The organism is Sphingobacterium sp. UBA6320 (genome assembly GCF_002440335.1).
Lineage (GTDB): Bacteria > Bacteroidota > Bacteroidia > Sphingobacteriales > Sphingobacteriaceae > Sphingobacterium.
In genome coordinates, this window is the sequence record NZ_DJTA01000007.1 from 246,330 (window position 1) to 271,332 (window position 25,003).

Genomic DNA, 25,003 nt, shown 5'->3' on the forward strand with positions numbered 1-25,003 from the left:
TATAGGTGAGTATCAACTTACAATCATAAAGTATTGTACAGCTTTGGTATAAAAATTTTAACTTTGCAACGGAAACGGGAAGAAATCATGAATAAAAAAAGCGATATCAAAGATCCAAAATATGTCAATCGTTATTACGTAACAGAAGTGGACTCTTTTGAGGATAGTATCTACTGTCACCATGCCATAATTGGCGAAAGTTTCATTACCGAACATGCTCATAACAAAGATCAATTTTTATATACGGAAGGTGGGGTTGTTTTTTTAAAGACAGCCGAAAAATCTTATTTTCTTCCAGCAAGGCATTACATCTGGATACCAGCAGGGATCCGTCACAGTATCCATCCGAGCACCCCTGATGTCGTGATGCGCAATCTATATTTTCCAAAATATGATACCGATCAAGAATTTTACAAAAAAATAAATATCTACCCGGTCGATGATCTGCTCAATGAGTTGATCATGTTTACCAATCGATGGAATGGTAATATTTTTCCAGTTGAAGAGCCAAAATATTCGTTAGCAAAAGCCTTCAAACTCTTGTTGCCCGAAATATCACAACATGAGTTGCCCTTGGCACTTCCCTATCCAAGTAATCAAAAATTAAAGGACATCGTCACATTCCTAGAGAGTCGGATCGAAGAGAATGTCAGTTTTAAAACGCTTTCGCAGAAATTCAATATCAGTGAACGCACTTTGGCTAGGCTCTTTCAAAAAGAATTAAACATGTCTTTTATTCAATACTATACCATATTGAGAATGTTGACAGCGCTGAAACTTCTTTTAGATGAAAAATTAAGTGTCAATGAGGTTGCACTCAAGGTTGGATACAGCAGCCTACCTACTTTTAGTAACACATTCAATAAAGTAATTGGGGTCAGACCAAGCGAATATGTTAAGCAAAAACAATTGTTAATCTAATTTTTTTAAGTATTTTAGGTCTCTAATACCTAAAATCTTAATCATGAATTATAAAAAACTATTTTTTAGTTTAGCAGGAGTAGCCCTATGCATTTCAATTAGTGCTAGTTCATTAAACAAAAAACCCAAAGCAATACAACTGTTCAACGGGAAAGATCTAAAAAATTGGACGCCAAAAATCAGCAAACATGAGGTTGGCGATAATTACGCAAATACTTTTCGTGTAGAAGATGGTCTATTGAAAGTCAGATACGATGGCTATGACCAATTTGATCAACAATATGGTCATTTATTTTACAATAAAGAATTTTCTGCCTATATCCTACGTGTTCAATACCGATTTGTGGGTGAGCAGGCAAAAGGAGGAGAAGGCTGGGCACTCCGCAATAGTGGAGCTATGCTGCATGGTCAAGATCCAAAAACGATGCTTAAAGATCAAGATTTCCCAATTTCAATTGAAGGTCAATTGTTAGGCGGTGATGGCACGAACGAACGTACGACAAGCAATCTTTGTACTCCGGGTACGAATGTCGTGATGAAAGAAAAATTATTTACCCCACACTGTGTCAGCTCAACATCTAAAACCTATCATGGTGATCAGTGGGTAACAGCAGATTTTTTGGTATTAGGTGATTCTATTATTCAACATTACGTGAATGGGGATTTGGTTTTGGAGTACCAAAAACCACAATATGGTGGTGGAAATGTCAGCAACTTTGACCCAAAACAAAAGAAAGATGGTCAGTTAATTAGTAAAGGTACCATTTCACTGCAAAGTGAAAGCCATCCTATCGATTTCAAAAAAGTGGAGATCTATAATCTGGAACCTTATATGAAAAACTCTGTAGAGCTAAAAAAGGCTATTGCAGCAGTTATGCAAAAATAAAAGCATAAAAAAAGTGTCGAGAAACTCGACACTTTTTTTTACATTCATTCGCTTGGAAAAGAGAAAATCCAGGGTAAAGTAAAAACATAAAGAAAAGGGATACAGAGAACTGTATCCCTTTATATATTATACTGATAGCTTAAACTAATCCGTTAACAAATTTTGTTAACTTAGATTTGTTGTTTGAAGCTTTTTTCTTGTGGATTACATTTTTCTTAGCCAAACGATCAAGCATAGAAATCACACGAGGCAATAATGTTTTAGCTTCTTCTGCTGAAGCAGTAGTGCGTAATTTTTTAATTGCGTTACGAGTAGTTTTTGCTTGGTAACGGTTTCTTAAGCGCTTTGTAGCGTTTGCTCTAATTCTTTTGATCGCTGATTTATGATTTGCCATTTTTTAGCTAATTTTTATTCGTTCTTTACTTAAAATTCGGAATGCAAAAATAACATCTTATTTCTAATATTCAAAATCTATTTTAAAGTTTTCTATACTTATCTTTGCATCATGCAAAAATTATCCATGGATCAGCTGCAACGTGCTGATGTTGAAACGTTCAAAAACCAAGAGAAAACAGCCATCACACTAGTGCTAGACAATGTGAGGAGTATGCACAACGTCGGATCAGCTTTTAGAACGGCTGACGGATTTGCTATAGAAAAAATATTCTTGTGTGGGATCACAGCTACACCCCCACACCGTGAAATTGAAAAAACGGCTTTAGGTGCAACACAATCTATTCCATGGGAACATGTCAAGGAAACGACCGAAGCGATTAGCACATTGAAAGAACAAGGATATACCATTATTGCAATCGAACAGGCGGAGAATAGTATCCTTTTGCAGGACTTTGTTCCCGCTAAAGATACCAAGTATGCTTTGGTATTTGGCAATGAAGTAAATGGGGTTGATGAAGAGGTGATGGAACAAATAGATCATTGCATCGAAATTCCACAATTTGGAACGAAACATTCCTTCAATGTTTCTGTCACAATTGGCATCGTAACTTGGGATTTTATTCAAAAAAGTAAGTTCTGCTAATTTTTTATCAATTAAGGACATATAAGTATGCAGATTACTTCCTATTTCCAATGCAAAATAGTAGATTTGTGATGCAAAATTTTAAGAAGAAATGAGTGTATTAGTTAATAAAGATTCAAAAGTAGTTGTTCAAGGTTTCACTGGAACAGAAGGTACTTATCATGCAAGTCAAATGATCGAGTACGGAACAAACGTAGTTGGTGGTGTTACGCCAGGAAAAGGTGGTCAAACACATTTAGACCGTCCCGTATTCAATACTGTTAAAGATGCTGTAGAAGAAGCTGGTGCTAACGTTTCTATTATTTTCGTACCTCCTGCATTTGCAGCTGATGCGATTATGGAAGCTGCAGAAGCAGGTATCGAAGTAATCGTATGTATTACTGAGGGTATACCTACTAAAGATATGATTCAAGTAAAATCTTACTTGACTGACAAAAATTCTCGTTTAATCGGACCTAACTGCCCGGGTATCATTACTGCTGATGAAGCTAAAATCGGTATCATGCCAGGTTTCATCTTCAAAAAAGGTAATGTTGGTGTTGTTTCTAAATCAGGGACTTTAACTTACGAAGCTGTTGATCAAACTGTAAAAGCTGGTCTAGGTATTACTACTGCTATCGGTATTGGTGGTGACCCTATCATTGGTACTACAACTAAAGAAGCGGTAGAATTATTAATGAATGATCCAGAAACAGAAGCAATCATCATGATCGGTGAAATCGGTGGTGGTATGGAAGCTGAAGCTGCTCTTTGGATCAAAGAACATGGCACTAAACCTGTAGTAGGTTTTATCGCAGGTCAAACAGCGCCTCCAGGACGTCGTATGGGTCACGCTGGTGCTATTGTTGGTGGCGCAGACGATACTGCTGCTGCTAAGATGAAAATCATGGCTGAGTGCGGTATCCGTGTAGTACAATCTCCTGCTGAGATTGGAAAAGCAATCGCTGAAGAATTAGCTAAAAAAGCATAAGCTATATAACATATAAAAAATGCCTTGAAACTAAAGTTTCAAGGCATTTTTTATAGCCTTATTTTTTTAATCCAGACTTATCAGAGATCTAATGGAAGATTGCCCTTTAAGATCACTGTAACTCGAGAATAATCCTCAGACTTAACATCGATAAGTAAATCCTGAGCGCTATTGTTCTCAAAATTTGATGCTAAAACCTGAATTAACATCCCTTCGTTCTCCATAGCGTAGATCGTTTTCAGATCGGCTTTCTTGATCGCACTCTCCAGAGATTTTGATTCCTTGACTTGCTTTGATCCCAGTTGGCAGATGGTAATATCCTGAATATCTTTTAATAAAGAATCTGGCAAAAACTGTTTGACATCAATTAATAAATTTTCTTTCTTAAGATTGGATACATCATTTATATTAGAGGCATTGAATCTAAAAATTTGTATCCCTTCTTGATTTTTGGGTAATGAATTGACAAATTCATTAACTTTTGATAGTTGCGCTTGAGCGTTGAATACACTAAAGACAAGTATGATGGCAGCTATTAATTTTTCCATAACTAGTTTATAATTTTAGATTTTTCCTTCTTATTTTCATAATACTCAATCATCCTAGACAGCTCATTTAGATCCAAATCTGCTTTAATATCGACAAATACATAGTCCTCCTCATCAGCTATCCCCAATAGCACACGTTTCACATGATCTTTCTTCATCTCTGTATTAATCGTAATTTTTGATCCATCACTGTATAGACTCATTAGCTCTTCAAAATTATTCTTAGCCAGATAGGCATGATACTTAGTCATCAGATTATCTTTTATTTCCAGAAATCGTCATAACTTTCAACTTCTTGATTTTCCGTAAAGCCAATGCAGCCACGGCATCATCTTCATCCAATTCTTTAATCTTACTTTTAAGAAATGTTCTCGTCAAAAACATAGGTACCCTTACTGAAGCAACCTCTGTATCACTTGACAAGTCGCGCTTACTTATAAAAGACATATTTGGACTGGTTTTCACAAAACAGCTTTGCAATGTCAGACAGAACATGAGCAGTGCCCCGATAGTTAGTATTTGTTTCATAGTACCGTTATTTATTGTTAACCAATTTATTCACATCATCATAACTGACCTTACCATCGAGAATCATAAAAATGGTACTGCCATCGGACTGTATACTGAGCAATAGATTTTTTATTACATCTGTGGCTGTATCCTCTGCCAAAAACTTAATTTTATTACCCTCAGAATTGATCGTGATCAACTCTTCATATTTCAACTTATTAATGGCTTTTGAAACATCAGATTGCAGTCCTAGATCGGCTTCTTCTAAGATCAGCATCTTAATGCTGTTAATTTTAGAAAGCAGCGGCTTGATGCTATTAACCTCATTATCGGACAGCTTCATTTTATTGAGCATACTGAACATGGGTTTTCCAATTTTGATAGAAGTTACACCCTTTCCTTCTTTATACTGCTCAAAAATCTCATCCAATTTTGATAGTTGAGCGTGTGCTAAACTCGAGCACAACAGTGCAATTACTAATAATATCGTTTTCATAATTTCTATAATTCAATACTTAAACATTTTATATTTTCGACTTCTTTCATTCCCTTTTTTAAATTTGAGGAAGCAAATAGTAAGGCATTTTCTGTAATTTTTAATGCCTCTTCCTCATTTGTAATCTTAACACCATTTACTTCAACATAAAACTCCTCTTCAGCAACTTGATTTGCAGCGGTATCAACAGCTACTTCCAATATGGATGATCGATGTTTGACGACCCTATGCCTTACTGCTGCTGTCTGAGTCACCATTTTTTCGGAGTTTTGTCTATTCTCTACCAATGAATCTACTTTAATGCGATCTGGCTCTGACGCCTTTTTCAACGGCTTATTCAGATTTGCAGTCTGCTCAATAGGCGACACGACTTGTTGACTAGGCAAATACCAAATCCCCAAACAAATCAGTAAAATTGCAGCTGCTATTGAAGAGAACATCGTCCAGATCTTTCGTTGAGGTAGCCTATGGACTGTTTTCGGAGCTTCATCAGTACGAGCTAAAAAAGAATCAAAATCCATTAACATCTCATCTGTATTTTTTTCAGCCAATAGCGAAAAATATCCATCCTCACTATGCTCCTTCAGCAACCTTTCTTCTGCAAGAGTGGTCTCGCCGGCTAAATATTTAGCTTCTAATTGCTTTAATTCTTCTTTCTTCATAATCAAATACTTTTGTCAAATTGACTTTTACTACATTTCGAGCACGGGACAAATTTACACGGACTGCATTTTCATCGATCCCAACTAAATTTACAATATCAGCAATTTCATACTCCTCGATATCTCTCAGATACATAACCAACCGCTGCTTTTCTGGCAGACGATCGATTAACTTTAAGATCAGCTCCCTGGTCAATGACGGATAGCTTTCTTTTTGAATATCCTGATCCAGCTGAGCCATATATTTTGTTTTTACTCCCTCACGATTCAAGCGATTCAATGCTAAGTTTTTTGTCATTCGCATAGCATACGCCTCTATATTCGCTACTTTTAAAAGTTCAGTTCTCGCTTCCCACAATTTTAGCAATACTTCCTGAACCAAATCAAAGGCATCATCTTGATCAAGTAAAAACCTATTTGCAAAACGAAATAACCGATCCTTATGGATGAAGACTGTCGTTTTAAAGGTTTCCTGGTTCATAAATTTTAATCGCTTTTATATAGAAGACACGCAAGGGTATCGAAGTATTACATACTTTTTTTAAAAAAAATAATTGGTGTTGTTAACAGATATTGGAAATGTATTCCTTTTACGAAGGAACATAAAAAAACCGAAGCTTTTGACTTCGGTTTAAAATTAATTTACTCATCTGCCGATGGACCATACAATCCTGGTACAGGAATATTCAGCAACCTCAAATAAACAGTCAACTGCCCCCTATGATGTATAATATGATTGGTAATGATGTGGCGTATCGCTCCTCCTTTAGGCAATCGGGCGATCTCCCAATCTCCAGCTTTTAAAACCCATTCTTTTAACCAATCATCATCCGGTAATTGCGCTATTGTTTCCTTATTATCAATTAATCCCTTGGTCAAGATAACTTTAAGTTCTGATACGGAATCAATTTTCAATGGCTGAAAATCTGTTTTTAAGTCAAAGACATCCTTAGGAATGGCTTTAGAAATCCAACTGTGCAGCTCAACGATGTGAGCGGACAATTCTCTTACGCTCATCGACTTCTCATGGGGACGCCAATCAAGGTGATCATCAGTTATCCGATCTAAAATACGGCCTGTATTATTCGTTTCTCTTTCTAACTCAATTAAAAAACTTTTCTTAACATTCATAATCTTTTTTTATAAAAATGCTTTACTGATATGGGTTGAAATTAATATTCTACTCCCTCATGAAGGTCATGTAAAATCCAACGCTTATTTCTAATGTTTTTTTGTTCACTATTTAACAACTGAATAAAATCCTGGACTCCTACTTCTTCATTACCATTGGCGTGAATCAGTACAATACTCCCATCCTGAGCATGCTGCCCTTTTGCTAGCCATGCATCTGAGCCTATCGGTATCAATCCAAAACCCAATACTTCCTCCATAATTTCATGACTGGACACAAGACCAGGAAATCTAAAGAAAACGGAAGGAACAATGCCCTTTTTAAGCATGAGCATTTCGTTGTCTAGAATTTCGGCATTAACATGAGTTCCTGCAGCCAGTAAAAAATTATGATCAAGAGGATCTTTATTTACCCGATGGTTATAGGTATGATTAATCCATGTAATCGTTAACAGTCCTTTATTTTTGAGATTGATCAGCCATTGCAGGTCGGCTTCGTGATTTAAAATCCATTTTCCAGACAATGAAATAGCAATAGGAAGTGAACTTTCTATACCTCTAAAAGCTGAAAATAAAGATTCAAAAACTACTTTGTCCAATGGTTTATGTGATGGGCATAAATCGATGGTCAGATTGATCCCCCTCTCCTTTGGAAAGGCATAGTCAATGCCAGCATCTTGAAGAGCATATTCATGATCACGAACATGTTGAAAGCTCTTAGCATAGGTAGATCCAGAAAAATGATCAATATTTTGAATATGACTTACCTCAGTACTGTTGCAATCTGCACTTTTTATCACAGACGTCTCCAAAGTATTGGGATCAACGGTTAAAATATAATCAAGATTTTGATTACGAAAAGTCCTAATACCTATGTATGGTCGTCCTTGGTACGATACGTTTGCAAAATATACGCGATAATTGACAATATGTGGATAACCCTGTGAAAAAACGAGCTCAGGTTTAATCAACAAAAATAAAATGCTACACACCATATACTGATACGTAACGGATACACATCGACATTTCATCGGAAAAATATGATCAATAACTCCAAATACTATAACGAGATAAAGTAGTTACACGGTAAGGGCTTTTAACCGCTAAATGTGCCGCTTCCTTTGCAATTTTACTTTCTACATAACTTATTGATAAAGGTACGTAAGCGTTGGTTTGTACATTTTCATGAAATAAAGATTCATACCATACGCATGCTGCTGTAAACCGACCATAATTCAAATTAAGATGGTATCCGTCCCTTGTAAAATGATCGCCTATATAAGAAGTTCTTGCATTTTGTATGGCCGTACCAACAGGTACTAAAATGGAAAAATTGCCCCAACTGTATACTTTTTCAGATGTAGATACGATAGCATGATACATCGCAGTTTGGTCACGTCCATATAAACTAAAACCGCTGTGATCAGAGTCATGCTGATAAGCCCATGTTTGATGCAAAATATACTTGGTGTCGGGGTATTTTACATGTTGCGTGACATATGCGTATAGAAGAGGTAGATCTTTCGCATAAGTATCATACTTACCCGATAGTGGGCTCGCTTGCTGAAAACTGATATAATCCCATGGCTCATCGGTAAGAGCTGTCGATATTTTTATCTTTTCCAGCACCTTTTTTTCACCGGACTCATTTATCTTGCGGTAACTGTAGGCGCTGCTATCTCCAATTGCATTTTTAACATGCAAATCCAAGGGAGCGCCTCCAATATAGAGATTTCCAATCACGATTTTTTTCCCACGCGCATTTGCCAATTCATATAGATTGTTTTCAATAGCATCTTCAGAAAAACTATTTCCAATAGCTAATATTCGTATAACCCCATCATCTAAAGCTTGATCTTGGCTTTGCGCATATGATGAAGATGAAAAGATAAAGGAAAGAAAAAATAGAATAGAAGTAATTTGAATGCTATACATAAAATCGAATTTTTTAACAGATAATCTCTAAATTAAAAAATATCTTTCACTTTGAACAAACAAAAGAAGCTTCCCATAGAGAAGCTCCTTGATCAAGCGCTGTTTATCTTAAATTTTGTCCTTGATCCGCAGCACAGCTAAGGCGCCCAACAACATAAAAACGCCCGCTAATAAAATACCATAAACAGAATTGCTATCAAAGAAAATTTTAATCATATATCCTCCAAAAAAACCACATACGATTTGAGGAAAGGTGATAAAAAAGTTAAAAATACCCATATAAACCCCCATTTTTTTAGCGGGCAAACTATCACTTAAAATAGCATAAGGCATCGCTAAAATACTTCCCCATGCTAGACCAATGCCAATCATAGGGATAATCAGTAGATTGGGGTCCCTAATGATAAATATCGAGATCAATCCAAGACCTCCCATTATCAATGAAAAAGCATGAGTCTGTTTACGCCCGAACTTAGCTGCTATTTTGGCTAAAAACAAAGCATAAATCGCTGAAACGGCGTTATAGATCCCAAACAATACGCCTACCCAATTGGCAGCATCCATATAGAGTTTAGATTTATCACCATCTTTTAGATAAAAGATATGTTCTGCTATAGCTGGGGTAGTATATACCCACATCATAAAAAGTGCAAACCAGGAAAAGAACTGCACCAAGCCCAATTGTTTCATTGTTTTTGGCATGGTCTTAAAATCATCAACAATGGCAAATAATCCTGACCGATGTTTGGCAATCGTCTCTACTTCAAGTGCCGTATCCTCAAAAGAAGCCAATTGTTCGGGACTATATTCTTTTGTAGATAAAACAGTCCACAAGATGGATAACAACAATATGCCTGCTCCGCAATAAAAAGAATATATCACATTTGGAGGAATTACTCCCTCTGCTGCTGTACCATCAACTCCCAAGTAATGGGTGAGCACATAAGGTAACCAAGAACCAATAACTGCTCCAGAGCCGATAATAAAAGTCTGAATAGAAAAGCCTAGGCTACGTTGTGAACTCGGCAAATTGTCCGCGACCAAAGCCCGAAATGGCTCCATCGTGACATTGATCGATGCATCCATAATCGTTAGCATACCAGCACCTATTAATAAAGGTGGCAAAATAGCCGTAAATAATGCAGCATTGGGCATTAATATCAGTGCTATCGCTGTTAAAATGGCGCCAATCAAAAAATATGGCTTACGACGCCCAATTTTATTCCAAGTACGATCACTGTAATAACCTATAATTGGTTGTACAATCATCCCGGTAATGGGAGCTGCTAACCAAAAAAGCGATAAATGCTCGACATCAGCTCCAAAAGTTTGGAGAATGCGCGATGCATTGCCGTTTTGAAGAGCAAATCCTGTTTGGATACCCAAAAAGCCTATGCTCATATTGATAATCTGAACGGTTGACAGTTTTGGCTTATGCAGTTTTGAAATCATAATTTTATTACTTAGGTGGTTATGCACGTGGCTTAACAGAGATTTCCTCTTCGTTAAAAATAATATTAATTTCTTGATTAGACTTATTTATCAGTTCAAAATCATGCTGTTTTATTCTTACAAATAATTTAACTCCCCTAAACTGCACATGGAAAGCATAGCTATCCCATGTTTTAGGAATGAAAGTTTGAAAACTTAATGTATTGTTTTTCACACGCATGCCCGCAAAACCTTCTACAATAGACATCCAGGTTCCGGCCATAGATGTGATATGTAATCCATCTTCGGTATCGTTGTTATAATCATCTAGATCCAACCGAGCAGTTCTGAGATAAAACTCGTATGCCTTAGCTTCATTACCAAGTTTTGATGCTAAAATAGCATGAACACAAGGCGACAAAGAACTTTCATGAACCGTTCTGGGTTCATAAAAATCATAATTTCTTCTTATCGTATCCAGATCGTATTGATCTTCAAAAAAGTATAAACCCTGAAGTACATCTGCTTGTTTTATAAAACATGATCTTAAAATACGATCCCAACTCCACTTTTGATTAATAGGCCGCTCCTTGTCCGGTAGATCGGAAACCAATACCTGTTCTTTATCCAGATAACCGTCCTGTTGTAAAAATATGCTCTGCTCGCTATCTATCGGATAATATAAATGATCGATGATATGTTGCCATGAAACGGCTTCTTCTTCCTTGAAATTCACTTTTTCAAACAAGCTTATTTGTTTACTAGGATCACTCTCTTTTAAGGTTTCTATCGATTCCAGCGTATACTTCAAACACCAGCCCGCAACTGTATTGGTATACCAGTTGTTATTGACATTATTTTCATATTCATTCGGACCAGTGACTCCCAATATGACATATTTCTCCTTTTCAGCACTCCAATTCACACGCTGTGCCCAAAAACGACTGATCGCAATCAATACTTCAAGACCATAATTTTCAACATATGACCGATCACCCGTATAGCGCTGATAATTATAGATGGCAAAAGCAATTGCGCCATTACGGTGGATCTCTTCAAAAGTAATCTCCCATTCATTATGACACTCTTCTCCATTCATCGTGACCATAGGATATAAAGCAGCGCCATTTGAAAAACCAAGTTTCTCTGCATTCTCAATGGCTTTATCCAGATGTTGATAGCGATAAAGTAATAAATTGCGAGCGACATCAGCAGGCTGCGTGGCAAGATAAAAAGGAACACAGTAAGCCTCCGTATCCCAATACGTCACACCGCCATATTTTTCTCCGGTAAATCCTTTTGGACCAATATTAAGTCTAGAGTCTTCGCCGGTATACGTTTGATATAATTGAAAGATATTAAATCGGATCGCTTGCTGTGAGGCAACATCTGCAGTGATTTCAATATCACTTTCATTCCAGAAATTTCCCCAAGCTAAAGCTTGTTTAGTTTTCAGCTCATCAAATGATAAAGCTGAAACCTGTTCTATATTTGCTCGTCCAGCGGCGACCAATTCAGCTTCATTATGATTTTGAGAAGTAACCATTGAAACACGTTTTTCGATGGAAAATACATCTTCAGGTGTTAACGAAATTGCTATAGTTTCAGAAACATATGCCCCATCTGTTGATTGTTTGGGCGCTAGGGTTTCAGTATTTAAGATAAAGCTATTGACCAAATCAGCCCGTACTATGAAATCGGTCTTCTTCGTTTTCATAGTCACATTTAACTGAGAATCTAATGCACCACTTGAAATGAAATTCCAAAAATGCTCATCATAGTTACTGTCCCTATTGACAACATCTCCTTCCAAATAAGACGCTACCTGTAAAGAAGCCTCCCCATTCAACACTTGAATGGTATATTTTAAAGAAGCGGTCTCGGATTGAAATAGATGAAATATCCTTGTACTTTTCACACGAATCTCCACACCATTTTGAAGTTTGACATCAAAAGATCGCATTAACAATCCGTGCTTCATGTCTAACTTCCGTTGAAAACGCTGTACTTTACATGTTGCAAGATCCAAGATCTCGCCATTCACGTGGATATGAAGACCGATCCAGTTAATGGAGTTAATAACCTTTGCAAAATATTCGGGATAACCATTTTTCCACCAGCCTACACGAGTTTTGTCAGGATAGTAAACTCCTGCTAAATATGATCCAGACAATGATTTGCCACTATAATCTTCTTCAAAATTTGCTCTTTGTCCCATTCTACCATTTCCGATAGAAAATAAACTTTCCGAGACTTCATTATACGCAGGGTGAAACCCCTCTTCTATGATATTCCACTCATCGTGGACAATGTAATTCTTCATTGCAAAATCAACTAATTAATTTAAAACTTTCTCCAAACTGTTGATGGACAAATCTGTTCCATTCAAATTGGAACCGATGCCAATCACACCCATCCCTGCTGCCCTAGCAGCATCTACACCTGCCTGCGCATCTTCAAATACCAGACATGATCCAGGAAGCAATTGTAGGTCTCGTGCAGCCTTTAAGAACACCTCTGGATGTGGCTTAGAAAGACTGACACTATTACCATCTACAAGGACATCAAAAAAGGAAATCATACCCGTTTTCTCCAAGATAAGCGGTGCATTCTTGCTCGCAGATCCTAATGCTATACGATAATCATTTTGCTTTAACCAATGCAGCAATTCCATTGATCCTGGTAAAACTTCATCTGCTCGCATCTCTCGAACTAATTCCAAATACCACCGATTTTTACGTTCTGCCATGTCTAATTTTTCACGATCAGCAGCATCGACGCCAGCCCATTTTAAAATTTTTTCCAGCGAAGCGATCCGACTTACGCCCTTTAATTGTTCATTTTCAATCTCTGTAAAGTCAAATCCCAATTCATGGGCAAGCCTTTTCCAAGCTTGAAAATGGAATACCGCAGTATCAACCAAAACACCGTCGAGATCAAAAATTACTCCTTTTACACGCTTCAAAAGATCCAATGCACTTTTCATTTTTCTATTTTTTTAATTCAAACACGACCGTTTGATGAGGTTTTAATGTGATTTCTAGTGGTATATCTTGCTCTACCCCTTTTAAGATATTGTTCATTCGTGTTGCACCTCTCAGACTCTCTCTAAATCGAGCTAAAGGCAACTTGACTTCCTTATCATTGCAATTCATAAAAATGGAGACAACTTGAGTTTCATTAGACCTGAAATACGCATATACGTTATGCTCAGGTACATAATGCTGAGTAGCTCCATACTGCAATACGGCATTATTCTTACGATAATTCGCTAACTTTTTAATATGATCGAACAGTTCATTTTCTGCATCAGATCGGCCTGAAGCATTAAATTTATTAACAGTATCCCCCACAAATCCACCTTTAAAATCTTCCCGAAGCAATCCATCTGGCTTATTGAAATTCTTCATCAATACTTCTGCACCATAATACATCTGTGGTATACCACGAGAGGTCAGCAACCAAGAGAATGCAGATTTGTACTTCTCCATATGCTCCCCTACTACGGAGAAAAAACGATCCTTATCATGATTATCCAAGAAAATCACATTAGCTAATGGATTAGGATATTGATAATCCGATCCTAAGGTTGCGTACAATCTATTGGCACCATCTTTTTCATTATTCAAAGCCTCTCCAATAGCATAATTCATTTGAAAATCAGTGACACCATCAAGCTTCGTATCGATCGATTGTCCCACACGCTGACCACCTAAAAAATAAGCTTGGTTAGGTACGGATTGTACCCATGTTTCACCAAAGAATGAAAACTGAGGATATTCTTTTTGAATTGCAGTTGTCCATTTTGCCATAAAAGCCAAATCATTGTATGGATAGGTGTCTATTCGAAATCCATCGATACCCGCATATTCAATCCACCAAATATGGCTCTGCAAAATGTACTTTTGAACATATTCATTTTCTTGATTCATGTCGGGCATAGTCTCTACAAACCATCCTTTTTCCATTCGGTCTCGATCTGCAACAGCAGCATAGGGATCGAAAATAGTCTGATCCTTATAAGTGGTTTGTGTAAAACTTGGCCATTCATGCAGCCATTCTTTAAAAGGTTTGTCGATTACAGTCCAGTGGTAAAGTCCAACATGATTCGGAACGACATCATGAACCAATTTCATTTTTCGTTTATGCAATTCCTCACCAAGTTTACGATAGGTCTCATTGGTTCCCAATCTTGGATCAATCTGATAATTTTCGGTATTTGCATATCCATGATAAGAAGCCTGAGGCATATCATTGGTCAATACAGGTGTCAACCAAACAGAAGTAACCCCTAGATCGGCCAAATAATCCAAATGCTGAATAACACCATCGATGTCACCGCCATGACGGGCATACATCGAATCACGGTTGACTTGCATCTCCCGCAAACCTTTTACCTCATCATTTTCTTTGTTCCCATTTGCAAAGCGATCCGGCATGATTAAGTAAATCAGATCTTCCGCCTGGACACCTTGAGCTTTCACGATAGAAGCATCTCTATTTTTTAACTCATAATCATATCGTCCTACTAACCTATTATTTTCATAAAATTCAATCGGATACAAACCCGCAGTAGCACCAGACTCAACGACCAGATCTAGAAATAAATAATTAGCATTTTCAACTGGATTAGTTTTGATCAAGGTTAAGCCTTTCTTCTGGATTTTAACCTTGCTCTTTCCAATATTTTTACCATAAATAATCAACTGTAAATCAGAAGATTTCATACCGACCCACCAATGCAAAGGTTCGACTCTTTGAATAGAAAAATCATCTTGAGAAAAGGCATAAGAAAGCTGAAGTAGTATAAAAACACTACTTAACAATAGACGTATCATCATTCAATAAAAGTTTATAGAAATGGGGAGCCATATGCTCCCCATAGTATTAGTTTTTAGAAATTTTTGCTGAATAGCCCGAAGCTGTTCGTGACAGTTCAATATCATATTTGCCAGCTGTAGCAATAGCTATATTGGCACCATCTTGTTGCAAAGAAGAGAGTTCCCCACCGATATTAATGATCCAATCATCATTCATTCGGAATTTCAATTCACCGACAGTTAGGTTTACGGTCAATTTCCATGTATAGATGCCTTTACTCCCCACAAACTTCATGTCGGTATCACTATCCCAACCATTTGGGGTTGCACTACCAATAACACCCCATGTTGATTTTAACAATTCATAGGTTTTAGCTTCGGCATCCATTCGGATTCTATAAAAATCATCCGATGCAACCGTAATATTACCCGCATCAGCACTTTGTAATAAAGTACCATCAGATGTTCCTTTTCCAAATGCATCTGTCCAATCCACATTAGTCGGTAAAAATTTGAATCCAGAACCATCGACAGTGACATACTCATAGACTTCAAACTTTGATTTACTGTCCTTATCGTATAGCGTCATCGGAATCGAAAGTGTTGGCTCCCATCCTGAAGCAATAGACCCCCCAACAACAAACATTTGCGGATTACTTTCTGTAAAAGTAATTGGTTTTGTTTTTTCGATGACTTGACCCTCCGAAGTATATGAAATCTTCAATAGGGCATCACCGATCCAAGATACTTGATTGGGAATATCAAATTCTTTTGAAACAATAAAGGTGTTCGGATCAACAGTAATATTTTCAGTCATTAAAGCTTCACCGGCAGCTACCGGCACAATCGAGAATGTAAAATCCGTAACCTGATTAGCGATAAAACCAACTTTCAACTTTTTACCGACTTGAATAGTCGAAACCGTATTTTCATTGATCGACACGATTGGCACATCAGTACCGTGTTCTACTTTTTTACAAGAGTATAAAAGAGAAGAAGTACCCATAACTAAAACTAATAGCAATCGAAATATAGTAGACATTTTCATAATTTCTATTCATTTAAAAATTAATAACCAGGATTTTGATCCAATTTATTATTATTGGCTCTTGCTCTTGCTGGAATAGGAAACAGTCGTTTATAAGTTTCGCCAGGATTAGCGGGTTTAAACAACTGAGCATCTTCCCATCTTCCAAACCGAATCATATCTGTTCTTCTAGTCAATTCAAAAGTAAACTCCAAGGCACGTTCTTTATAAATAGCATCCAAAGTCAATGTACTAGCCGTAAAATGTTTCTCCGGATTAACTGGGAAAGCACGTTTGCGAACTTGATTGGCCGCATCGACAGCTTGAGCAACACTTGCTGCTGTAGCTCCTCTCAAAACAGCTTCCGCTTTCATCAGCAGCACATCTGCAAGACGAAATACCACCACATCATTGCCTGCATTATTACTAATTTGGTTCTTATCTGGATAATATTTGATACAACGTGCTCCTGCCAATCTACCTACATCGTCTGCTCCGCCAATATCAAAATCAGAACCCGGTAATAAGGTATACGCATAGGGATCTAACACCACATTCAATCCATTATAATTCAACGGTTGTCCAGTAGAGTTATATTGTTGGCCATATAGCCATTGCTTTTTACGATTATCAGCTTGATCAAACAAATCAAAATATGCAGGTTGTGCACTCCATCCATTCCAAGGATTTATACTCAACTCAAAGGTTTGGCGATGAGCATAATGTAGTACACGGTTAAATAAAGTGTTTCCTGTCGCGCGAGAAGCATCATAAGGAATAGAAAAAATCGGTTCAGGATTTGATGCTCCATTATCGGGTTTAAACTGTGTCAGAAAATCATTTTCCAAAGCATACTTGCCAGAATTAATAACAGCATTGCTATGTTCCACCACCTTATTCCAATTAGCAGTACCACTATAAACCTGCGCATTTAAATACAGTTTTGCTAATAAGGTATGTGCAAACCATTTGGTCGGTCGACCATAAGTCGCTTCCGTCTTTTCTTCACTCAAGTTGGCCAAGTTTTCTTCTAGGTCCTGTACAATAAATTGGTAAACTTCTGCCCGAGGTTTAGTCGCTGGCAATTCTGTACCAGTATCAAAACTGGTTACTAAAGGAATATTTCCATAAGCATCCATCATCAAGAAATAATACCAGGCACGCATGGCTTTTATTTCAGAAACAGTCTGTGCCTTTGTACTCGATTCTGGAGATTGTTCCAAAATACTGAGTACACGATTACAAGTACCAATAGCATTAAAACCCCAATCCCAATTATTTTGAACAACTTCATGCGATGCTGACCAAGTGTGATAGTGCATATCACGCCATTTACCACCGTCAAACCAATCCCCACCCCTTGTTGGGATAATCACTTCGTCCGAACCAGCTGTCTGCAGACTAAAGTAATTGTCAAAATATCCTCTTGCGCTTGTATATACAGGACCTGTTACAGCAATAAATTGTTCTGGAGTTTTAGGAAATGTATCTTCTGTATATGCTGAATACATCTTATCGTCAAATTTGGTACAAGATTGTCCTGCTACCAATAGTCCGGCAAATAAGAATAAATTAATTTTATTGAATCTCTTTTTCATAACTAACTGTGATTAAAAGTTAAAAAGCTAATTTTACACCTAACAAGAACGATCTTGTTTTTGGATAATAATTTCTATTATCAACGCCAGGCGCTAAACCACTTAAACTTACCTCAGGATCTACACCCGAATATTTGGTTATCGTGAACAGATTTTGTCCTGACACATACAATCGTGCATTTTTAAAATATTTAGATTCCTTCACATTAAACGAATAACCCAATGTGGCGTTATCTAATCTTAAGAATGAACCATCTTCGATAAATCTGCTAGAAGCAATTAATGGTGTTTCAAATATGCCTTCTTCAACTGCATCTTTAGAGATATTGGTCACATTAGCCTGTTGTAGACGGCTTAGATCAGCACGTGTAGCATTAAAAATTTGATTGCCATACATACCACGTAAGAAGAAGTTCAAATCCCAGTTTTTATATTGAAAACTATTATTCCAACCATAGGTAAATTTAGGAAGTGCGTGTCCCATCACCATATAATCATCAGGTGCCGAAATCTGATCTTGTGTTACAAGTTCACCCGATGGTTTTTGATAAATTGTTTTCTTGGCAGTTGCATCATAACCGATGTAATTAGCCACATAAAATGTTCCCAAAGCCTGACCTGGTAAAACAATTGCTGCCGTTTGACCTGTCCAGCCATCAAGACCAATACTTCCTTCATAACGCTCTGATACACCAATATTTTCAATATTAGAAGATAATGATCCAACCTTATTCACATTACGGGCAAAGTTGACTGTTGTATTGTATGAAAAATTACTATTGCGATAAACCATCGCATTTAAAGTGATCTCCACACCTTTATTGCTCATACTTGCTCCATTAGCCAATAAACGATTGAACTGATAAGGTGGCGATGGTACATCATACTCATACAATAAGTCTTTCGTTTCTTTATTGTAATATTCAATGCTACCACCCAAACGACCTCTCCAGAGTTCAAAATCCAATCCTGCATTAAACATGGATGTACTTTCCCATTTTAAATCCGGATTTTCATTTTGGTTCACACCATAAGCATTCATCCAATTACCGTTATAGAGAAATTGACCATTTTGAGGACCGAAAATAATAATCTGACGATATGGATCTATATTCTGATTTCCCGAGATACCGTACCCAGCACGTAATTTTAATTCGCTGAATAAATCTTGGTCTTGCATAAAGCTTTCTCTGCTAATTCTCCAAGCTCCAGAAACCGAAGGAAATGTCGCCCATCTATTATTCTTTCCAAATTTTGATGAACCATCGCGGCGCACAGAAGCACTTAATAAGTATTTTTCATCATAATTGTATCCCACACGACCATAAACTGAAATCAATAAAGACTCCAAAATATATGGATAGGTACTATAAGGATTATAACCATCTGGCAATGTGCCTAAATTTAGATTGTTACCCCCTAGATCGTCAGACATAAATCCTACAGAAGAAGCAACAACTCCATCATTATTTTTTGTTTTCTGATAAGAATAACCAGCCATCGCATCGAAAGAATGAAGATTCTTGGTCACATTGTAATTAACATAAGATTCGAAAATTTTATCGATATTTTTCAGATTTGAACGCTCCGCAAAACCCCTGCCCAATGCTTTCGAATCAAAGTCAGTCCGATGCATATAATATTTCTTATCAAATTGATTTTGCTGATAAGAGATGACATTAGTCCAGGTCAATCCCTTGAAAATAGTAAGGTCAGCTTTCAAACTGGCGAGTAAAGTGTTGTTATTTCGTTCTTCATCACGCTGGTTCAACATCGCTACCGGATTGAAATAATTTGTTCTTCCTGGTACCTGAAAATACCCGTCATAAGCGGCGTAAGCGGCATCATCTGAACGTACTGGTGAAGTTGGTAGATAACGAGCTGCTCCATTAAAAATGCCGTAGTCCACATGGTTAGATTTGTTCATGCTATTAGCAACATTAAGCGCTAGTTTTAAGCGATCATCAAATGCATTTTGATCGATACCAACACGAGCAACCACTCTTTCCAGATCGCTTCTTTTCACAATACCTTGATTATTAAAATAATTAACAGAAGCATTGTATCGTGTACCTTCAGAACCTCCTGTTAGCGATAAATTGTGATTATGAGAAACTCCCGTGCGTGTTATCTCATCCTGCCAATCGGTATCAAACCCCGTCTCAGAAGCAGCGACTGTTAATCCATTGTCTGCTACAAATTGCTTATGCTCAGCAGCACTTAGCACATTCACACGATTTGCAACACGTTCAATAGCAGCATATCCACTATAAGCCAAAACAGGTTTACCGGCCTTACCCCGTTTTGTCGTCACGAAAATAACGCCATTTGCGGCACGTGATCCATAAATTGCAGTGGAAGAAGCATCCTTCATCACATCCATCGATACAATATCATCCGGTGCTACCAATTCAATATTAGCACCTACAACTCCATCGATGACATACAAGGGAGCAGAACTCGCAGTCAATGAAGATGGGCCACGCAATTGAATTGTTGATGCTGCCGTAGGATCTCCACCCGATCTATTCACTGTTAAACCTGCTACTTTACCGGCCAATAACTGATCCGGAGAACTGACCACACCTGTATTAAATTCTTTAGGACCTACACTAGAGATAGAACCTGTAATTTGTTTTTTCTTGGCCACACCGTAACCAATTACAACAACTTCTTCTAAATCACTTGTGCTCGAACTCAATGTAAAATTCAAGACATTTGCACCGCTAACAATCTGAATGGGTAAATCCATGGAATTATAACCAATCATGTTGACAGTGACAGTCGTCTTACCTAAAGGTACTTGACTAATCTTATACTCCCCGTTTTGATTTGTTGCTGTCGAAATTGGACTTCCTTTGATGATAATAGTTGCTCCAAGCAGTACTTCCCCTTTATTATCTACCACCTTACCTGAAAGTGAAGAGTTTTGAGAAAAAGCATTCACCCAAAGCATCATCAAAAGACCAAAGGTCATTACAGCTCGTAATGTAAATTTGCTCATAATGTAATTGATTTTTATTGTTTAGTTTATTAATTTAGTTTTACTTAAAAGATAATAATTACCAGGCTTAATTATAATATGATCATTTTGAACCCAATTTAGATTTGATTGAGCCATATTATCATACCAATTCCCCGCTAAGCCTGCTGTTATTTGAAATTGTCTATTCATGGTATCAAAATTTCCGACAACAAATATGGTCTGATGACCATCAGTCATCAGATAATATTTTAATCCCTCTTGCAGTGAAGACGATAATAATCTTGCTTTTCTAAAAATTGGATTTGCTCTTTTCAACTGGATCAATTTTGCATAATGATCAAATAACCGTTTACGTGAGACATTTGCTAAATAATCCCATTTCAGTGGTTTTTCACCTGTCCGACCATTTTCATCAATCGATACATCATAACCAAACTCACCAAATTGCCAGATCATTTTAGGTCCAGGACTAGCTAGCAAAAATGTTGCAGCCACTTGGGTTCGCTCTAATGCCGTTGTAAGATCCTTTACAGAATAGGATCCATCCACATAACCATATTGCGCATTCTTAAACTGAATACGTTCCTCATCATGTGATTCCATATAAGTCACCATATTAGGTGTTTGAAAACCATGAGATTCAGCAAATAATCTACTTAGATCCGATTTTGAACCATTATTATAGCCCATTGTTGCTTCATTAAAAGTTCCATTTAAATTATTCCACAACAACATCCCCTCCGCAACCAGTTCTTGCTCCTCTTGATCAGAACCAAAATGTTCCAATATGACGTAGCAACTTGGATCAAGAGTTTTAAGATAATCATGATAATTTTTCCAAATCAAAACCCGACTAGCATCATAGGCAGACCAAGAGCCGACGTTACTATCTGAAGTACCCGTATTTTGCTGTGTAAATCCCTTTGATAAATCAAAACGAAAACCATCAATCTTAAATTCTTGGATCCAATATTTCAAGACATCCTTCACAAACGTCTGTGTATAGTAACTTTCATGATTAAAATCATACCCCACATTAAAAGGATGGGTCGGCGTCCTATTAAACCAGATATTATTTGAATTTGATATTTGCCCTTGAAAATACAGCTGAGCCAATGGTGATTGTCCAAAAGCATGATTAAGCACCACATCTAGGATTACCGCGATACCTGCCTGATGAAGATGATCTACGAGACTCTTCAGTTCATCCGCACGACCATAATACTTATCCAATGCCAAATGATAAGAAGGATTGTAACCCCAACTTGAATTCCCCTCACTTTCCTGAACAGGCATCAATTCGACAGCATTAATACCCAGTCGTTTCAAATAAGGAATTGAATCGCGAATAGCATTAAAATTATGTGGTTTTGAAAAATCACGCGTGAGCAACTCATAGATGACTAGATCATAAGGATTTGGTTTATTAAAATGCTCTACTTTCCAAGGATACTCCGCACGATTCAATTCTAATATACTGACCTGACCTGTCGTCTGCTGTATTGGATATGACGGTAAGTCAGCAATTGAACTTCCTAGACTACTGTCATATAGGGGATCTAAAACCAGATTGCTGTATGGATCAGCTATTCTTAATTGACCGTCAATTAAGAATTGATAAGCATACTTTTTTGAAAAATCGAGATCATTTAAGGTCAACCACCACGTATTTCCATCAGGTGTCTGTTTCAATACGTAGGTTGATTCCGGTTGAAAATTATTAAAACTGCCTAATAAAAATATAGTTGATTTACCTGGAGCTGTTACAGCAAAACTTACTGTCTTTTTTTGCTTGTCGATCGTTACACCATTCTTATTGATACCAGCTGGTAATGCTGCAATTTCAGCTTTATCATTAACAAATACCTGTAATTGTCTTACGAATTTCTTTCCATTGACTTCAATACGAGCAGTTATCAGATGCAAACCAACAGTAGCAAATTTACATTTAAATGTATGATGCAATGCACCATTCATACTTTCTTGCTCAACCTCATCAATACTCATAGAAAGTTTACCCGCTACTGTGGACAACACCTCAATAGCGAGCTCTTCATTTATTAAATAAGCATCTTTTTCCGCTTTTAACAAATATGTAGGTTGCGTGTAAGGTTTTAAAAATCGAATATTCGTTTCACCTTTTGTGGCTATGTCAACATACATGTCCGAACCATCTTTATTTCTTTGAACTTTAGTCCCATCAGCATTTCGTAGCAATAACGCGATTTTAATAACCTGACTACTGCTAATTCCTTTAAAGACCTGACTCGGATTGATCGTAATGCTATACCTACCATCTGTTTGACGAGTCAGTTTATAAGCATCTTCATTTTTTGACCAATCTGTTGCAACTTCCTTCCAATCATACTGATCTTTACTATTGGATGTGATAAGACCGATATGTAGATACAGCGGACCATCAGTGGAGACCAATGCGCTATTACCCTTATTGACATCAAAAAAGAAAGTAATTGATTCATCCCAATAATTAAATAGTTTATTGGTTGTTAGTAAGCCGACCTCACTTGGAGCTATTCCTTCATCTACGACTATAGCACTAGGATTATTTTTTTTACATCCAAAAAAAATAATCGATATAGTGAAAAATACATAAATAAAGTAATGTTTCATAACTCCTTATAATTGGTACACTTAAAAATGGGAACGTTCCCAATACTTGGTATAAAAAGATAGCCTATTCGAAAAATATACTATAAATTAAAAGCAAAAATCCCTTTACAATTGGTAATCTTACATTGGGAACGTTCCCAATATTTATCTAAGATAGAAAGCTAAAGAGTTAAATCCAAACTTTTTAGTGATTTTTTTTACTAGATTTTTGAAAAATTAATGAAGACTCAAGATAAGTGACTTCTTGGTTAGAGAAGATAATCGGTTTAGCAATCAATTGGCAAAGATATTCTGTCGCCATCTTACCCATTTCATAAGCTGGCTGTTTCACGACACTTAATGCTGGTTCTAACAGATCCGCAATATCTAAACAAGAAAAACAGATCAATTTCAATTCTGAAGGAATACATATTCCTTCGTTTTTGGCCACACGCATAGCCGAAATGGCCAAGCGTTCCACCGATGCAAATAGTCCATCAGGTTGCTGTATACGATACAGATTTTTGATGTCTTCCATATTACCATCAGACTCATTAACGGTATCCAGAATCAAGTTTTTATCAAAAGGAATTTGATATTTTTCTAAGGCAGCTCGATATCCTGCCAGACGTACTTTTCCAATGGAAACATTTTGATTAATAACTAAATAGGCTATACGTTTACAATCATTTTCGATTAAATGAGACGTCGCCGCAAAACTAGCTTCAAAATCATTACCTGTTACATAAGATGTATTGACATCATCGTAAGTTCTATCGAAAAACACAATGGGGATATTGTTATCTTTTAAAACTTGAAGATGACTATGATCATGACCTTCACCCGAAGCAGACATAATGACCCCATCCACACGACCATTGATTAGCGATCTGATTATTAATGCTTCCTTATCTACCCGATGATCCGTCACATAAATTAAAGTATGATAATTTTTAGACCGAGCTACCAGTTCAATACCTTTAATCGCTTGGCTAAAAAATTTATTACCAAATTCAGGAATAATGATCGCAATCGTATTGCTTTTATTAGCTCTTAGGTTGCTGGCATACATATTGGGTGAAAATCCCAATTCATCCGCCATTTTTAAAATACGTTCTTTTGTATTGGGGTTAATATCATTACCATCCCGAAAAGCTCGTGATACCGTTGACTTGGATAAACCTAAACGTTCTGCTAATTCTATAATCGTTATTTGTGACATCAGTGCTGAAATAAAAGCATTTCAAATATATAATAAATTTAGGAGTTTAAGTTAGCATATATAAGAAGAATCGATATAATAACAATTAATCGAAAAAGTTTAGCGCACAAAAAAGCCCCGGCTGCTTATCAAGGGCTTCTGTATAAAAAAAGGCACCGACCTACTCTCCCACCTGTTACGGCAATACCATCGGCTCTGGCGGGCTTGACTG

Annotated in this window: 23 protein-coding genes; 4 read left to right on the plus strand and 19 right to left on the minus strand. The window is 37.0% G+C overall.

Features of this window, described 5'->3' with window-relative positions; all coding sequences use genetic code 11:
• The first annotated feature begins 87 nt into the window (after positions 1-87).
• Both B3P23_RS03885 and B3P23_RS03890 read left to right on the plus strand, forming a co-directional pair.
• Positions 88-921, plus strand: a complete 834-nt coding sequence (locus B3P23_RS03885; RefSeq protein ID WP_045753330.1) for a helix-turn-helix transcriptional regulator — start codon at positions 88-90, stop codon at positions 919-921.
• Between the two features lie 43 nt (positions 922-964).
• Positions 965-1,807, plus strand: a complete 843-nt coding sequence (locus B3P23_RS03890) for a 3-keto-disaccharide hydrolase (protein WP_248754732.1) — start codon at positions 965-967, stop codon at positions 1,805-1,807.
• Positions 1,808-1,946: 139 nt separating this feature from the next.
• Here B3P23_RS03890 and rpsT read toward each other — a convergent pair whose 3' ends face one another.
• On the minus strand, positions 1,947-2,201 hold the full coding sequence (rpsT, locus tag B3P23_RS03895; protein ID WP_045753328.1) for a 30S ribosomal protein S20: 255 nt from the start codon (positions 2,199-2,201) through the stop codon (positions 1,947-1,949).
• A gap of 111 nt (positions 2,202-2,312) precedes the next feature.
• On the opposite strand from rpsT, the gene B3P23_RS03900 reads away from it, so the two are divergent.
• Together B3P23_RS03900 and sucD are read left to right on the plus strand one after the other, a co-directional pair.
• Positions 2,313-2,846, plus strand: a complete 534-nt coding sequence (locus tag B3P23_RS03900; RefSeq protein ID WP_045753327.1) for an RNA methyltransferase — start codon at positions 2,313-2,315, stop codon at positions 2,844-2,846.
• A gap of 91 nt (positions 2,847-2,937) precedes the next feature.
• Complete coding sequence (gene sucD / locus B3P23_RS03905) at positions 2,938-3,816, plus strand: succinate--CoA ligase subunit alpha (protein WP_293924611.1); 879 nt, start codon at positions 2,938-2,940, stop codon at positions 3,814-3,816.
• 80 nt (positions 3,817-3,896) lie between these two features.
• Here sucD and B3P23_RS03910 read toward each other — a convergent pair whose 3' ends face one another.
• The 18 genes from B3P23_RS03910 to B3P23_RS03995 all read right to left on the minus strand — a co-directional run bounded on the left by B3P23_RS03910 (position 3,897) and on the right by B3P23_RS03995 (position 24,792).
• Positions 3,897-4,364 carry a hypothetical protein gene (locus B3P23_RS03910; RefSeq protein ID WP_045753325.1) on the minus strand — a complete coding sequence of 156 codons (468 nt, stop codon included), beginning with the start codon at positions 4,362-4,364 and terminating at the stop codon, positions 3,897-3,899.
• Between the two features lie 2 nt (positions 4,365-4,366).
• Complete coding sequence (locus B3P23_RS03915) at positions 4,367-4,615, minus strand: DUF4252 domain-containing protein (RefSeq protein ID WP_293924613.1); 249 nt, start codon at positions 4,613-4,615, stop codon at positions 4,367-4,369.
• Positions 4,616-4,619: 4 nt separating this feature from the next.
• Positions 4,620-4,892, minus strand: a complete 273-nt coding sequence (locus B3P23_RS03920; RefSeq protein WP_293924615.1) for a hypothetical protein — start codon at positions 4,890-4,892, stop codon at positions 4,620-4,622.
• A gap of 7 nt (positions 4,893-4,899) precedes the next feature.
• On the minus strand, positions 4,900-5,370 hold the full coding sequence (locus B3P23_RS03925; protein WP_045753323.1) for a DUF4252 domain-containing protein: 471 nt from the start codon (positions 5,368-5,370) through the stop codon (positions 4,900-4,902).
• A 5-nt stretch (positions 5,371-5,375) separates the two neighbouring features.
• Positions 5,376-6,032: a hypothetical protein gene (locus B3P23_RS03930; RefSeq protein ID WP_248754735.1), complete on the minus strand. Its 657-nt coding sequence runs from the start codon at positions 6,030-6,032 to the stop codon at positions 5,376-5,378.
• On the minus strand, positions 5,998-6,513 hold the full coding sequence (locus tag B3P23_RS03935; RefSeq protein ID WP_045753321.1) for an RNA polymerase sigma factor: 516 nt from the start codon (positions 6,511-6,513) through the stop codon (positions 5,998-6,000). The genes B3P23_RS03930 and B3P23_RS03935 overlap by 35 nt, the downstream gene beginning before the upstream one ends.
• A gap of 161 nt (positions 6,514-6,674) precedes the next feature.
• Complete coding sequence (locus B3P23_RS03940) at positions 6,675-7,163, minus strand: DinB family protein (RefSeq protein WP_248754736.1); 489 nt, start codon at positions 7,161-7,163, stop codon at positions 6,675-6,677.
• Positions 7,164-7,204: 41 nt separating this feature from the next.
• Entirely contained in the window at positions 7,205-8,137 is a 933-nt protein-coding gene (locus B3P23_RS03945) for a polysaccharide deacetylase family protein (protein ID WP_293924618.1), read from the minus strand.
• Between the two features lie 70 nt (positions 8,138-8,207).
• The gene (locus tag B3P23_RS03950; RefSeq protein ID WP_293924620.1) at positions 8,208-9,098 is read right to left on the minus strand and encodes a DUF4886 domain-containing protein; all 891 of its coding nucleotides are present in this window, start codon (positions 9,096-9,098) and stop codon (positions 8,208-8,210) included.
• 108 nt (positions 9,099-9,206) lie between these two features.
• Entirely contained in the window at positions 9,207-10,550 is a 1,344-nt protein-coding gene (locus tag B3P23_RS03955) for an MFS transporter (RefSeq protein ID WP_293924622.1), read from the minus strand.
• A 19-nt stretch (positions 10,551-10,569) separates the two neighbouring features.
• Positions 10,570-12,852: a family 65 glycosyl hydrolase domain-containing protein gene (locus tag B3P23_RS03960; protein WP_293924623.1), complete on the minus strand. Its 2,283-nt coding sequence runs from the start codon at positions 12,850-12,852 to the stop codon at positions 10,570-10,572.
• 15 nt (positions 12,853-12,867) lie between these two features.
• Positions 12,868-13,515 carry a beta-phosphoglucomutase gene (gene pgmB, locus B3P23_RS03965; protein WP_045753316.1) on the minus strand — a complete coding sequence of 216 codons (648 nt, stop codon included), beginning with the start codon at positions 13,513-13,515 and terminating at the stop codon, positions 12,868-12,870.
• A gap of 4 nt (positions 13,516-13,519) precedes the next feature.
• Positions 13,520-15,370, minus strand: a complete 1,851-nt coding sequence (locus B3P23_RS03970) for a glycoside hydrolase family 13 protein (RefSeq protein WP_293924624.1) — start codon at positions 15,368-15,370, stop codon at positions 13,520-13,522.
• A gap of 46 nt (positions 15,371-15,416) precedes the next feature.
• A complete protein-coding gene (locus B3P23_RS03975) occupies positions 15,417-16,391 on the minus strand; it encodes a SusF/SusE family outer membrane protein (RefSeq protein WP_248754741.1) in 975 nt (324 codons plus the stop codon).
• A 26-nt stretch (positions 16,392-16,417) separates the two neighbouring features.
• Positions 16,418-17,974, minus strand: coding sequence for a RagB/SusD family nutrient uptake outer membrane protein (locus B3P23_RS03980; RefSeq protein WP_045753315.1), 1,557 nt, complete (start codon positions 17,972-17,974; stop codon positions 16,418-16,420).
• A gap of 19 nt (positions 17,975-17,993) precedes the next feature.
• Entirely contained in the window at positions 17,994-20,978 is a 2,985-nt protein-coding gene (locus tag B3P23_RS03985) for a SusC/RagA family TonB-linked outer membrane protein (RefSeq protein ID WP_052627526.1), read from the minus strand.
• Positions 20,979-20,999: 21 nt separating this feature from the next.
• Positions 21,000-23,591 carry an alpha-amylase family glycosyl hydrolase gene (locus B3P23_RS03990; protein WP_293924629.1) on the minus strand — a complete coding sequence of 864 codons (2,592 nt, stop codon included), beginning with the start codon at positions 23,589-23,591 and terminating at the stop codon, positions 21,000-21,002.
• Positions 23,592-23,775: 184 nt separating this feature from the next.
• Positions 23,776-24,792: a LacI family DNA-binding transcriptional regulator gene (locus B3P23_RS03995; RefSeq protein ID WP_248754744.1), complete on the minus strand. Its 1,017-nt coding sequence runs from the start codon at positions 24,790-24,792 to the stop codon at positions 23,776-23,778.
• Between the last annotated feature and the right edge of the window lie 211 nt (positions 24,793-25,003).